Below are 14195 nucleotides of genomic sequence, written 5' to 3' on the forward strand. Positions count from 1 at the left end.
AGCATGCAAAACCATCCCATCACCACCGATATTTTACGCGGCGCCATCGAGCTCGAAGCGACCGCCCAGGGCGTGCTGCCGCATCGCTTGCCCGCATGGGCGCGCCAGCAGTGCAGCGACCCGCAACTGGCGATGGTGGAAGCCCAGCCAGCCGGCGTGCGCTTGGTGTTTCGCAGCGAAGCGACCGTGATCGAACTCGATGCCGTCTGTACGCGCCGCGTGTATGTGGGCGCGCCGGCGCGCCCTGACGGGCTGTATGACTTGATCGTCGACGGCCAGCTGGTGGCGCAACAGAGCGTCAGCGGTGGCAAGGTCATGACCATCGACATGGCGGCCGGATCGATGAAAACGGAAACCGGGCCGGCCGGCACGGTGCGCTTTGACAGTTTGCCGAGTTACGAAAAGCGTATCGAGATCTGGCTGCCCTATAACGAGGCGACGGAGCTGCTGGCGCTGCGCACCGATGCGCCGATAGAGCCGATCGCGGACGATGGCCGCAAGGTGTGGCTGCACCACGGCAGCTCGATCAGCCACGGCACGGACGCGGCCAGCCCCAGCACCACCTGGCCAGCGATTGCGGCCGCGCAGGGCAAGGTAGAGCTGATCAACCTGGGCTTCGGCGGCAGCGCGCTGCTCGACCCTTTTGTGGCCCGCGTGATCCGCGATACCAGGGCTGACATCATCAGCATCAAGCTCGGCATCAACCTGGTCAATCTGGACGTGATGCGCTTGCGTGCTTTCGGCCCGGCCGTGCACGGCTTCATCGACACCATCCGCGAAGGCCACCCGAACACGCCGCTGCACATCATCTCGCCGATCCTGTGCCCGATCCACGAAGACACGCCCGGCCCAAGCCTGCCCGATATGACTGCGCTCAGTAACGGCAAGCTGAGTTTTTACGCCGCCGGCAACCCGGCCGAACGGGCCTCCGGCAAACTGACCCTCAATGTGATCCGCGCCGAACTGGAAAAAATCGTCAAGCTACGCGCGGTGAACGATGCACATTTGTTTTACCTTGATGGGCGTGAATTGTATGGCGAGGCGGATGCGCAAGAATTGCCGCTGCCGGATAATTTGCATCCGGATGCGGCTACGCACCGGCGTATGGGTGAGCGGTATGCGGGGCTGGTGTTGAAGGCATGTGAGCTTTGATTTAATAGTGAGGGCTTGCGGGAAATCGGTCAGTAACGCTGTCTTAAGCGCCTCTCTTGGGGAAAACCAGCAGTTCTTCTGACTTTCTGCATCACTGTTCTATACTGGACGAAGATGCGTGCATATGGCTTCTATCTTAGTTGTATTGGCATGCATCTCCATGAATGTACCCGCTGTGCACTCTGGTAGCTTGACCGGCAATTTCCGTAGCTTTCTAATCGAGCAGGCCACTCGACTTCCACATCGCGATGCCGCGGCTGGTGTTTTCCCTATAGCTTTATGGTGTGGTCGAATAAATCCGCAGGCGATATCGGACTTTGATATTGATACCGGCGACTTGAAATCCGCACTAAATTTTCTTATCAGTGCAAGGTATGTTTTCTAGGGGCTGGTGAGCGAAAGTGCAGTAGCCTTAGTGTTCCTTTTAAAACGCCTAACAAAACGTATTTCAGAGAAACAAACGGCCCCGAAGCTGGTCAAACCCACCTGACATTGTTTTCGGGAGCCGCACCATGGCCAAAGCACTTCTTCCTGACGACTTGTGGGCGTTGATTCAACCTTTGCTACCAGCACAAGTCCCTTCCCCAAAGGCGGACGTGCTCGCATTGACGAGCGTGCCGCCTTTATCTGCATCCCGTTCGTCCTCAAGACCCAATTCCACCGATCGCGGCAAGGTCGGCTGTTAGACGTTCTAAGTCGAATGCATCGCTCCCATTCCCAAAAAACAACGTTTAACGCCTTAGACAATGGCCTGATAGTTTGTTCTTTAATTGGTTCCAGAGGAAACGTGGGCTTGAGAATAAAAAATTAGGTAAATTAAAAAAAACTATTGGAATCTTCGATGGTTTATTTGTTTTTGCCAAATAAAATTTTAAATTTTAAATTTTTCACATTTGTATATCTAAAAAAATAATGATCATAATATCAATTAAATTTCTTAATTGGCAATTCCGGTGCGTATAAAAATATGACATTGCCAATTTGTAATATTTTGTTCATTGTCAAATTGGGTTTCTATTTGCAATACTTCAATCAGAATGGATTTGAAAAATATCACCATGTTCATATCTTATTAAGTTGATATATTAAATTTTTTTCTTGGGCATAAGTTACATGCATCAAAAAAAGCAGGAAATATTCTTTTTTAGGCCAGAGGTAACGTCTTCTCAGAATCAGCTCAGCCGTGGTGCAATCAGGCTTTCACAACCTATTTCGGGTTGGCTAGCCACAGCTATATCCTTATTAATTATTTTTTTATTTATTATTTATGTAACGTGTGGCAGTGTTACAAGAAAAGATCGAGTAACAGGAATTACTGTACCTGTCGGTGGAAATATTGGTGTTTTTGCATTAAGTAGCGGTGTTGTAATGAAATTTCTAGTTAATGAAGGCGAACAGGTCAAGGCTGGTCAACCATTGTTTGAGATTTCGACGGAGCGACAAAGTGATCATGGTGAGGTCTCTGCTTTGGTAGCTCAGCAATTATCCAGCCGAAAAATAAGTCTGCAGGCAGAACTTCGACTCACACTGCTTAATTTAAGTGAAAAACGAGATTCAATCAAAAAAAAACTAAAAACACTGGAATCTGAGATGTTGCAGATTCAACAGGAAATAACATTGGCTGAACGCCGCGTTTATCTCGCACAGTCCAGCATGTCAAAATATGAAACATTGCAGACCGATGGATTTATTTCAGGACTTCAATTGCAACAAAAAGAAGGAGATATGATTGATGCAGTTTCACATCTTTCTAGTTTAAAGCGCGATCGTTTACAGATTCAAGAGAATATGCAGGATTTGGCTAATGAAGATCGGACACTGGCACGCACGATTGGAAGCGAACAGGCTCAGTTTGAGGGGAGCTTGGCGAATCTTGAGCAGCAGATCGTAGAAAACAATGATCGTAAGTCTAATTTTATTACAGCCCCAGAAACAGGTATTGTAGCCACAATTATTTGTCAGCACGGTCAAGTAGTTAATACTGGACAAACACTAGCAATGCTTATTCCATCTTCATCGGGAAAGTCGCTATTAGAAGCTCAACTTTACGTTCCAAGTCGTACTGCAGGATTCATATCGCCAGGGAAAACTGTGTTAATACGTTTTCATGCATTTCCTTATGAAAAATTCGGCCTCTATAAGGGAATAGTAGGTGATATTAGTAAGACGCCATTTGCTCCAAATGAATTACCCCCTAGTTTGGCTAGTACCATATTAAGTAACGCATCAAGAAACACATCTGGATACGGCGGCGCTGAGGGTTTGTACCGAGTTAAAGTGAAGTTGGAACAGCAGGGCGTCTTGGCATATGGAAAAATCCAAGATTTAAAGCCTGCGATGACATTAGAAGCAGATATTGTTCAAGAGCGGCGAAAAATTTGGGAATGGATTGCGGAGCCAATTCTTGCGATTGCAAAAAGATAGCCATATTTTTGCGATCGTATATTGTGGTATTTTTTGTTCTATTGAAAACAATCAATTCGCAATTATAATATAAAATTATTTTTCTAAAATAAAAATCAGGGAAAATATATAAAGATTCGTAATGAGAAGGTTCAGGAATTATTGAACCAGGAATGCGAAGGCCGTGCCGTTAATTGAGTCAAGGACGGAAAATCATCCATGCCGAATGGTATGTCAATATTTAAAATGTAAAGGGGTTGGATATTATGTATGTAATCGAAAATGAAATTTTTGATCTGATTGGTGGTGGTGGACCGGCAGCTCCTACGCCAGTAAAGGGCGGTGGAAGCGCAACTTCGGGCCCGACTGGTTCGTCGGCTAATTGCCCTCCAGGTACAATTCCGATTGCGGTCAGTGGTAATGTTACTGCAACAATTGCCGGTGTTCAGGTCACTACTAACGGGGGATTGGCCTCTTGTATAACTGTTAATAATGGTGGCAATAATGGCGGAAATAACAATGGCGGAAATAACAATGGCGGAAATAATAGCAGTGACAGCGGCAGCGGCAGCGGTGGCAGCGGTGGCAATCAGAAAAAGATGTTCATAACAACGGATGACGATGAATAACGTGATTAAAAAGTGATTGAGATGGTGCTCGAGTGTGATTTTTCTTGAGCACCAAATATGTCTTATATTTCAATATGATTTTCATTTTTTACTTTAAAGTAATTTTTTAAACAAATTAATAAATGATAAAAAATAAAAAGTCGGCGTTGTTGTTTTTAGTTTTATTTGTTTTTTCAAATTTTTCATTTGCCGCTAAAGAAGAAGACCAATTATTGTCGCGATTGAAAAAATTCCAATGGTCCAATGTATTGGAGGAAGTCTCACCATGTCCCTCTTTAGAATGCCACCTTATTTGGGCAGCGCCGGCGATGGGCCTGGGGGATGCGGGAGTTTATGCTCATAGGGTGAAAGAAAATGGGATGCAAGAATATGCGAATAAAAATGGTGTAAGCCAAAACTTTGATGCGGTAAAAAATCTAGAATCACTCAAACCGACAAATCCATGGCATTTTAATAAAAAATATCAAATTCAGATAAAAAATAAATCTTCCAGAACAAAAAATGAACCAAAAGACATGGCTGTCGAGTCACGTGTCTTTATTGGGATTCTTGTTAATGACGCGCCTGTCGATGTTATTTTTGACACTGGCGCCACGCTGAGCCTACCGGCGGGAAGTGTTGCCGCAGATACATTGGATGTATTGGATATTCCAGCTAATAGTCCTTCGGCATTGGGGAAGAACGATGTTGTTGCATTTTCGACGGCAAAAGAAGTTTCTATTGGAGATATTAAAATAAATAATTTGATGGCAAAGAAAAAAGAAGGATTGCCCAAATTAGATATCAATGCGGTCGGATTATTTGGCTATGATTTTTTACTCAGATTTGACACCGTCAACGTCGATTTACATTCAGGGGTAATAAAGTTTAACTCATTAAATTATAAAAAAGATAATTGCTCTCCCATGGAAATGGCGCTTGATAAAAATCGGATACCCGCCGGATTGGTAGTGGATATCATGATTGATAATGAATGGTTTAAAGCCCGTATAGATACCGGCGCCAATGTCGATGTCTTGTTGCATGGGAAAGATATCATGCCATGGAAAAATGGAAAAATGTTAAATATTCTTGGGATCGATACGGCTGGTAACACTACACCGCTAGAGGAATTTGAAGATAATATTTCCTTGAGTAAAGTAACATCCCCTCATACGATTGTTCGAACTCCTTTTTCTAATGATACTTTTAAAGTTACACTAGGAATAAAATTCTTTGCTGGCCATAACTTCACTTTTGATTTTAAAAATAGTCAATTTTGTTTAAATTAATTAAGAAAAATAAAAAATGAGGATACAGTTGCAGTCTGAGGCAAGCGAATGTGGACTAGCTTGCTTGGCCATGATTGCCAGTTATTATGGTCATCACACCAGTCTTACGGATCTTCGTCAGAAATTTTCAGTCAGTTTAAAAGGTATAACTCTTGCTCAATTGATGAGGCATGCAAGCGCTTTGAGTTTATCTATCAGACCGCTGCGTGCCGAGCTGGCGGAAATTCCGAAAATAAAACTACCTTGTATACTTCACTGGGATCTCAATCACTTTGTAGTATTAAAAAAAATAACAAAAGACTTTCGAGGTAATATTAATCTTGTTTTGCTCGACCCAGCTTTAGGTGAACGCTGTATTTTTCTTGATGATGCATCGCAACATTTCACTGGGGTTGCGCTGGAGTTAACTCCTACGCCCAGTTTTTCTCAGAAGCCTGTTCCAAAAAAAATTGCTATTCGAGAATTAATTGGGCCCATTATCGGATTGCGTCGTGCAGTTGTACAGGCTGTTATTTTGGCGATTGCTCTTGAAATGTTTGTTCTTGCAGCACCGATATTTAATCAGTTCGTTATCGATGATGTTATTCTTAGTGCTGATCGAGAGTTGTTGACTGTACTAGTCATCGGGTTTACCTTGATGATGCTAATTCAAACGGGTATATCCCTAGCACGAAGTTGGTTCTTGATGCGTTGGAGTATGGACATTAGTTTCCAATGGGGAGCCCGAGTTTTCTCTCATCTTGCTAATTTACCAGTTTCATATTTTGAAAAACGCTATCTGGGCGAGATCGTTTCCCGTTTCGGCAGTATGGGAGCAATACAGAATACGCTTACCAATCTGTTAGTAGAGAGCTTACTGGACAGTGTCATGGCTCTTCTTGCCATGGTGATGATGTTCTTATATAGCCCTTTGCTATCTTCATTCATTATTGCAACTATTATGATATACGCCACCTTGCGGTGGGTATTTTATCTTCCGTTTCGTGAAGCTTCACAGGAACGCCTTATTTTGTCCTCAAAAGAAAATAGCCATTTCATAGAAACATTACGTGCCATTACGCCGCTTAAACTTTTTGGACGGGAGGAACAACGTCTGGCTAATTGGCTTAATCTGAAAATGGATATTCAAAATCGGGATATCAAGACACAAAAACTCGCAGTTTTTTTTAAATTAAGTAATACTGCCATATTCGGTGCCCAAAGTCTGGGTGTATTTTATTTTGGGGCTGGACAGGTAATATCTAATACACTAACAATTGGTATGCTAATGGCGTTTGCAAGTTATTCATCGACATTTTCTGGAAGGATTTTTAACCTGATTGATCTTTTCTTCAATGTTAAAGTCCTTGAGATGCATACAGAGCGGCTTGCTGATATTGTTCTTGAGAGATCCGAAGTGGAAACTGCACCTGAAAGTGATTTATCAGGCATTGATGCGACAATAACTTTAAAAGATATTCGCTTCAGGTATGCAGAAGGAGAACCTTATGTTCTTGATGGGGTAAACCTTACGATTCCAGCAGGCCAAAGCATTGCAATTGTTGGTCCTAGTGGCAGTGGAAAAACGACTCTTTGTAAAATTATTCTGGGTTTGCTCGCGGCAACCGAAGGTGAAGTTTTAGTCGGGGGATTACCTTTGAGCCAGCTATCTTTGCGTTCATATCGCCAGCTTGTGGGAACGGTCATGCAAGATGATGTATTACTGGCTGGATCGATACGGGATAATATCAGTTTCTTTGATCCACAAATGACGCAGGAAAAGGTGGAAAGCTGCTCTAGACTAGCTGCAATACACGACGAAATTATAGCCATGCCGATGGGGTATCATACTTTGGTCGGAGATATGGGGACTAGTCTTTCTGGTGGGCAAAAACAACGTGTTTTATTGGCCCGGGCACTCTATAAAAAACCGAAGATACTTGCATTAGACGAGGCAACGAGTCATCTCGATGTAGATAACGAACAAAAAGTGAATCAAGTGCTGCAGCAACAAAAACTAATGCGTATCATGATAGCTCATCGTAAAGAAACAATTGATTCGGCCGATCGTGTAGTAACTTTGAGTGAAGGAAAGTTAATCGAAACGCGTGCAGTTTATATAAAGCCGGTAGATGTCAGCAGTGATGGGTGCGCGCTGAGCCAGGATCAGATATGCCATTCCATGGTTGCATAAAAATTCAGTCCGTGAACTGTATGGAGCTGCCGATGCGCTAGAGGAACACGCATCGGCCTATCGCTTTATCGCTTTTCCTTATTAATCACTTGCAGCAGCTTGAACGCTTCATGCTCGATCGCCGGCTCGGCATCTGCCAGTTCCTTGCTTGCCTTGACATACGCGGGGCGCTTGCGCTCCTTCTTTTCTTCCGGCGCTACTGCCGCCGTCATGCCCGCCATGATGAGCTGCGCACCGGAGTTGTACTTCTTGTAGATGACCTGCTTGCCGTAAGCGGTGTTATAGAAACGGGTCATCTCGATAGCGGTGTCCACGGAAATCGCGCTCGTCAGCGTAGGCGCCAGGCGCTGGTACACCTCTGCCGGCGGCGTTTTGTCGAGCTTGGCGAACACGGCCTGCTTCTGTGCTTCGGTAGGGTAGCGGCTACGTGCGGCGACGCCTTTCAAGACTTTTTCAATCTGCATCGCGCCCAGCAGATCCTGCACGGCCTTGACATGGGCCGGATTGGCTGCCGTCGCTTGCGCTGCAGGCACCGTGGTGGCGGCAAAGGCGGGGGCGGTGAAGACTAGCGATAAACCCAGTACGGCTTGGACTGCAAACTTCATAAATTCCCTTCGGATGAGGAGCTAAGCACCATAAGTACGTGCATGAATAAAAAATTCCGCGAGGCCAGAGTGCGTGTAGCCACAAGACGACAGGCTGTTTCCGGACAATGGCGTTAAGGGATGCAACTATAGCGCAATTGATAACTAGTGTCAGTTGAAGTTCGACCTGCTTGCTATCAGATATGGCAGCGTCTCCTCACAGTCCGAAGGTGATAATTGGATAGTATTGCCTCAATGAAAATGCCATACTATCCAGCATCATGTTTAGTCGAGTCCGGACCATTAATGAAGCTGTTCTCCACGGTAAGCCCAGTCGTATTTGGCGATAGAGGGGGAGGCTGGCCGCGTCAGGCCGTGTTCCGTATTGCATGCGTCGTATTGCTGCATCTGGGGCTGCTTTGGATGTTCACCCGGCCGTCGCAGATACCCGCAGTGCCCGACAATCGGGTGTGGCTACAACTGCTGCAGCCAACACCGTCCGTATTTATTCCCAGGAAGATCGTCGTTGAGCCCAAGCTTGATCCACGCCCGGAGCCCAGGCTAGTTCCTCAGCATACGCCAGCGCCTTCCATCGCCACACCGCAGCCAGCCAGCCCGGTTGTTCCACCTTCCGCCCAGACGGCGCCAGCGGTGATAGCGGACAGCCCTGAAGAGCGTGCGCTGCTTGCGCAGCCAGCAGCCAGTACGCCGCCTGCCGACATGCTGCAGCGGGCTTTGAAGGCAGTTGGCGCGATAGACCGTCAGTTGCGTGCGGAACATAAACAAGAATTTACCGCGCCACCAGACACCGCCAGTTCGCGCCTGGCCAGAGGATTTGCAGAGGCGCATGCGGCAGTGGGCCCCAAGTGGAACGAGGCTGCCCGCATCGAGTTGTTCAGTGCCCCCAACGACCCCAAGCGCATCTACCGTGTGACAACGGCAATGGGCGAGTATTGTGTGTTTTTTGCTGACAAGGCCAGTATTGCCGAGAACGGTTCCGCCAAGGCGGGGTGGGCCGGGTTTGGTCAGGCTAGCATGTCGAAGTGTCCGATAAAGTTTTGATGGGCTTATAGCGATGGAATTTGCTGGTGCCGCTTGAATCCCCCCAATCCCACGGCTGCACCGGTCAGTAGCAATGCCACGGCAGTGTATAGGGCCAGATGCATGCCATGCATGAATAGCGTTGTTTCCCCCTGCCTGACAAAAAATCCGAAGACGGCCACGCCGATCACGCCACCCACCTGGCGCGCGGCGTTCAACAGGCCCGATGCAATACCGGCCTGCGTATTGGGAACGGCCGCCAGGGTTGCATGGGTGATGGTCGGTATCGTCAGCGCAATGCCGCTGCCGGCCAGCAGCATGGGCAAGACCAGTGGCAAATAGGACTGTGCCGCCAGCGCCGGCAGCATCAGCAGATAGCCGATGGCAGAGATCAGCAGGCCGGTAACGGCCAGCCAGCGTGTGCCGATACGGCTGACCAGCCTGCCAGCAATAATGTTCATCACCATCAGGATGGCCATCATCGGTAGAAAAGCCAGGCCGGTCTGCTGCGGTGTCCTATGCTGCACCGATTGAAAGAACAGGCTGAAGCTAAATACCATGCCGTAAAACACCAGGTTGACGATCAATCCGATCACGGTTGCGCTGCTGACTGCCGCATCGTGGAACAATGCCAGTGGCAGCATCGGCGAGGGATGGCGTGCCTCCAGCCAGATAAACAGGCTGCCAAGCAGGATCGACAGCAGCAGTGCCCCCACAATAACCGGGCTTTGCCAGCCGAGGCTGCTCGCTTGCGTCAAGGCAAACGTGAATGTTGCCAGGGTGAGCGCTCCCGTCATTTGGCCGGGCATATCCAGGCTGCGGCCGGCTTGGGTGGGCGAGGCTGGCGCATAACGGTAGGTCATCCACAAGCCGATCAGGCCGACCGGCAGGTTGATCAAAAATATGCTGCGCCAGCCCAGCGCGCTGATCAACAGGCCGCCGATGACCGGTCCGGCAGCCAGGGCGATGCCGCCGCCGGCGCCCCACCAGCCTATCGCCCGGCTGCGCTGCTGGTCGTCGTGAAACGCCTGCCTTAAGAGCGACAGGGAGTTGGGCACCAGCAGTGCCGCGCCCAGTCCTTGAACCAGGCGCCAGGCTATCAGCGAGGGCAGGCCCGATGCGGCGCCGCAGCCCACCGATGCCAGCGTGAAGATCGCAAAACCGGCCATGAAGACGCGCTTCGCGCCCAGGCGATCGCCCAGCGCGCCGGCCATCAATAATAATGCCGCGAAGACCAGCGCATAGGCATTGACGACCCATTGCAGGCCGGTCAGGTCGGCATGGAAGGCGGTACGCAGGGCTTCCAGCGCAACGTTGACGACACTGACGTCGATCAAGACAAGTACGAAGCCGAGGCAGGTGGCGATCTGGATAAAACGGGGATGATAGGGAGATGGCTTGAACATGGTGACCTCTATGGAATATGGGTCACAGTGTAAGAATATTTGATCTGTGCGAATATTCCCTATATTTGCATAGCAAACTGGAGAAAACGCACAGATGTTTGACTGGGAAAACCTCCGCTGCTTTTTTGCCGTTGCACAGGCCGGTAGCCTGTCTGCTGCCGCGCGCGTGCTGAAGGTCGATCACGCTACTGTCAGCCGCCGCCTAGGTGCGCTTGAGGCGGAGCTTCAGGTGCGTCTGGTGGATCGACTGCCACGCTCATGCCAGCTGACTGTGCTGGGGCAAAGAATCTACATCATCGCCAAGGAGATGGACGCGGCCGCCTTTGCCGTAGAGCGGGTGGCGCGTGCAGAACAGGCTCCCATGGTGGGCAAGGTGACGCTCAGCGTGCCTCCCGTGCTGGCCAACAATTTCTTTGCAAAACAACTGCCTGCCTTCAGGCGCCTGCACCCGGACATACAGCTATCGCTCGCCAGCCAGGCGCAAAGCGTGTCGCTTAACAGGCGCGAAGCCGATATCGCCGTGCGCCTGTTTCGGCCGACCGAACCGGGTAATGTGGTGCGCAAACTGGGCAGCATGCCATTTGCCCTGTATGCCAGCCGGAACTACCCGTATCTGGACGAGCCAGCGAACTGGGAATTCATCGGTTTCGATGCCCAATTCGCCGACATGCCCAACCAGAAATGGCTGCTCGCGGCCATTGGAAAACGCAAGATAGTCTGCGAGGTCAGCGACATCACCACCCAGCACGTCGCCGTTCGCACAGGAATAGGCGTGGCGAACTTGCCGACGTTTATCGGGGACAGCGACCCTGAGCTGCAACGCTTGCCGTTCGATGGCGAGGCATTCTTCAGGGATATCTGGCTGGTGGTGCATGTTGATTTGCGGCATGCACCGTTGCTGAGGGCGGTGATCGAGTTTGTGGCGGAGGTGGTGGAAGGGGAGTTTGGGGCAGGGGATTTGACACCCCGCGCGCCTGATGGCCAATCCTAAGATTCAGCAACGTGGACGCTGGCCTTGATATGCTTGAGGTGGGCCACGATGGTGAACGTCATCACCACCAGCAGCGACCATGAACTCCACTTGCTGACATGCACCGCCGACCAGGCGCCTAGCTGGTTTGGATAGCGCCATACACCCCAGAAGGTGCTGATGTTTTCGGCCAGCCAGATAAAGAAACCGACCAGCACGAAACCGAGCAGCAAAGGCATGCTGCGGTCGCGGTCCAGCGGGCGAAATACCACGCTAGTGCGCGCGTACAAGCCCAACGCGCAGGCAGCCAGATACCAGCGATAGTCGCCGATGTAGTGATGGGTAAAGAAGTTGGCGTAGATCAGCAGCGCAATCAGCACGCCCATCCAGTACGGCGGATGGTGACGAATCCGCATATCGAGCAGGCGCCAGGTCTGGATGATGTAGCTGCCCACGGCCGCATACATAAAGCCGGAGAACAGGGGCACGCCGAACACCTTGCTGTAGGCAAAATCGGGATAGCTCCACGACTGTATCGTTCCCGACACCTTGAACACCTCCAGCGCGAAACCGACCGCATGAAACAGGCTGATGGCTTTCAACTCATCCCAGGTTTCCAGTCCGCTCCACACCATCGCCGCCTGTATCGCCAGCGCCACCAGCAACAGCACGTCATAGCGCGGCAAGCCAAACAGGCCGGCACGCGGCACCAGGAACACCGCAGAAAAAAACAGACCCACGAACAGGCAGGCTCGCGCCTCCTTGATGCCGAAGTAGAGAAATTCGGCCAGGAAGCGGGGTAAGCCGCGCAGGCGGTGGCGGGGTGTGGTGTTTAAGAGGTGGGTGTCTAGGGCGGTGAGCATGGGGGGGACTTAGCGGCAGGGTGCTACTTAATGAAGGTTAGCAAAGTTTCTTCTTGGTGTCGTAGTCTATGCATTCATTTTCATAGCGCTCGTCGACCTCTTTCAGGAATCTATCACGGCCACGATTGAGTTTGGAAACCGATAACTCTAGCTCTTCCTCTGGCGTGACTAAGCCGACGTCGGCTTTCAGAGTCTGGTGGTCGGCGGATATTGTATAGCCAATATCACAGTATTTATCGTCATCAAGGCGATGCGAACCTATCCAGTAGCAAATGCCGACGCTCGATGGCTTGCCATCGTGCTGGTAGAAGATGTCAAAGCCCGCCAGTTTGAATTTCCTTGGGCGCATCTTTTCTGCGTGCTGTAGTACTTGTAAGACGGTTGCGCCGTCATCTGTTTTCTGGCTCTGCGCAGCTTTGATAAGGCGTTTTTCCTCGCCCGGTGAAAGTGGCTGGGCTTTGAATTCTGTTGGGGGTTCGATTGCAGTTGGTGGCGGTGCCTGGGCAGGCGTGGGTGCGGGTGCTGCAGGTACTTCGGTAGGGGCTGCAGGGGCTGGTTCGGGGTCTTGGGAGCAAGCGGTTAGGGTGACTAGGGTGAAGACCAGGGTAGGGAAGCGCATATTAGGAAGTGTTGTTAATTAATTATCATTATAAGGGCGAAGCTGGGGGACGGGAGAGGTTGAGCTGCACATTGGACAGCGACAGGCGCGGTTCCCAGCGGCGCAGCGCAAAGGCGGTGGCGGCGTAGATGCGCAGTTGCGTGGCCTCGCTCAAAGGCTGGTCGATCAGTTCGGGTACTTCCGAACCGTAGCGGCGGCGCCGGATACGCGAGCCGATAGGCGTCGTGAGAATGTCGGCTATCGATTGGCGCAAGTGGGCCAGGCCCGTCAGGCTGCGCCCGGTGCTGGCGTTCATGCCCATCATGATTGTGGCCCGCCCGACTTGTCGCCACCGGCCTTGACGCCGCCGTGCGTGTGTTTGGCCAGGCTGATGTCGCCAGCCAGCACGTCGCCGCTAGCCTTGACGCTGCCCTTGACGGTAGCACCCTGCATGACGATCAGATTTTTCATGACGGTCAAATCGCCCGTGCAGATGGTGCTGGGCGCGTTCGACGTGACCTTGTCGGCCGTGATGGTGGCGGTGCCGCCTGGCAGGGTGGCAGTCAGTTCGTGGGACGCATGGTCGTATTGCACCACGGCGCCGTCAGGGTAATAGGTGGTGTGGATGGTGTCGCTGGTTTCGGGCGCGTCAAATTCCTTGGAGTACAGCGCCGGCACGATGGTGCCGCGCGTCAGGTCGCCGCCTGGCGACAGCACTATCACCTGTTCGCCCACGGTAGGCGCTGACCAGGTGCGTGTGCTACCGGCGCGCGGCGTTGCCCATTTCAGCCATTCAGTAGTGAGATTCGGCCCGAGCTGGACGCGCGCCTTTGCGCCATCGACCTCGGCAATGGTGCCCAGGCGGATCAGGTTTTGCAGCAAGCGGAGGATGTCGGACAGGTCGGCGTTCATGCATGGCATGTTGCCGAAGTCCGCGTGGGGATGCACGCGGGGGCGGGTTGATATGGGGCTTAGTTGTCTAGAGTCGTGTGATTATGTACCATCTCGTCACTGGCCGCTCTTCAAAGCCAGATACGTTTTGCGTACACTGTCAGACAACCTCAATCAGCAGCCTTCACATGACCCAAGCCTTGCATAGCCGCGC

13 protein-coding genes are annotated in these 14195 nt (G+C 50.7%); 7 read left to right on the forward strand and 6 right to left on the reverse strand.

Features of this window, described 5'->3' with window-relative positions; genetic code table 11:
* Positions 1-3 precede the first annotated feature (3 nt).
* The 5 genes from HDE72_RS07010 (at position 4) to HDE72_RS07030 (ending at position 7628) form a co-directional block, all read left to right on the forward strand.
* On the forward strand, positions 4-1152 hold the full coding sequence (locus HDE72_RS07010; RefSeq protein WP_183738269.1) for an SGNH/GDSL hydrolase family protein: 1149 nt from the start codon (positions 4-6) through the stop codon (positions 1150-1152).
* 1113 nt (positions 1153-2265) lie between these two features.
* Entirely contained in the window at positions 2266-3576 is a 1311-nt protein-coding gene (locus tag HDE72_RS07015; RefSeq protein ID WP_183738271.1) for an HlyD family secretion protein, read from the forward strand.
* Between the two features lie 245 nt (positions 3577-3821).
* Positions 3822-4184: a hypothetical protein gene (locus HDE72_RS07020; RefSeq protein WP_183738273.1), complete on the forward strand. Its 363-nt coding sequence runs from the start codon at positions 3822-3824 to the stop codon at positions 4182-4184.
* A gap of 122 nt (positions 4185-4306) precedes the next feature.
* Entirely contained in the window at positions 4307-5455 is a 1149-nt protein-coding gene (locus tag HDE72_RS07025) for a pepsin/retropepsin-like aspartic protease family protein (RefSeq protein WP_183738275.1), read from the forward strand.
* A 16-nt stretch (positions 5456-5471) separates the two neighbouring features.
* The gene (locus tag HDE72_RS07030) at positions 5472-7628 is read left to right on the forward strand and encodes a peptidase domain-containing ABC transporter (RefSeq protein ID WP_183738277.1); all 2157 of its coding nucleotides are present in this window, start codon (positions 5472-5474) and stop codon (positions 7626-7628) included.
* A 65-nt stretch (positions 7629-7693) separates the two neighbouring features.
* Here the strand turns inward: HDE72_RS07030 and HDE72_RS07035 are convergent, their stop codons facing one another.
* Positions 7694-8233, reverse strand: a complete 540-nt coding sequence (locus HDE72_RS07035; protein WP_183738278.1) for a hypothetical protein — start codon at positions 8231-8233, stop codon at positions 7694-7696.
* A gap of 285 nt (positions 8234-8518) precedes the next feature.
* On the opposite strand from HDE72_RS07035, the gene HDE72_RS07040 reads away from it, so the two are divergent.
* Positions 8519-9274, forward strand: coding sequence for a hypothetical protein (locus HDE72_RS07040; protein ID WP_183738280.1), 756 nt, complete (start codon positions 8519-8521; stop codon positions 9272-9274).
* Positions 9275-9279: 5 nt separating this feature from the next.
* On the opposite strand, the gene HDE72_RS07045 is transcribed toward HDE72_RS07040, so the two are convergent.
* Positions 9280-10659 (reverse strand): MFS transporter, encoded by a 1380-nt coding sequence (locus HDE72_RS07045; protein WP_183738282.1) that lies wholly within the window; start codon positions 10657-10659, stop codon positions 9280-9282.
* Positions 10660-10753: 94 nt separating this feature from the next.
* On the opposite strand from HDE72_RS07045, the gene HDE72_RS07050 reads away from it, so the two are divergent.
* Complete coding sequence (locus HDE72_RS07050; protein ID WP_183738284.1) at positions 10754-11650, forward strand: LysR family transcriptional regulator; 897 nt, start codon at positions 10754-10756, stop codon at positions 11648-11650.
* Here HDE72_RS07050 and HDE72_RS07055 read toward each other — a convergent pair.
* From HDE72_RS07055 to HDE72_RS07070, 4 genes are read right to left on the reverse strand one after another with little or no spacing between them, the layout of a single operon-like run.
* Positions 11647-12492, reverse strand: coding sequence for a DUF817 domain-containing protein (locus HDE72_RS07055; RefSeq protein WP_183738286.1), 846 nt, complete (start codon positions 12490-12492; stop codon positions 11647-11649). The two genes, HDE72_RS07050 and HDE72_RS07055, sit on opposite strands and share 4 nt — an antisense overlap.
* 37 nt (positions 12493-12529) lie before the next feature.
* Entirely contained in the window at positions 12530-13111 is a 582-nt protein-coding gene (locus HDE72_RS07060) for a hypothetical protein (protein ID WP_183738288.1), read from the reverse strand.
* A 28-nt stretch (positions 13112-13139) separates the two neighbouring features.
* Complete coding sequence (locus HDE72_RS07065) at positions 13140-13406, reverse strand: GPW/gp25 family protein (protein ID WP_409254951.1); 267 nt, start codon at positions 13404-13406, stop codon at positions 13140-13142.
* Between the two features lie 5 nt (positions 13407-13411).
* Positions 13412-14002, reverse strand: coding sequence for a phage baseplate assembly protein V (locus HDE72_RS07070; protein ID WP_183738292.1), 591 nt, complete (start codon positions 14000-14002; stop codon positions 13412-13414).
* Positions 14003-14195: the final 193 nt, after the last annotated feature.

Source organism: Janthinobacterium saanense (assembly GCF_014200675.1).
Classification (GTDB): Bacteria; Pseudomonadota; Gammaproteobacteria; order Burkholderiales; family Burkholderiaceae_D; genus Janthinobacterium.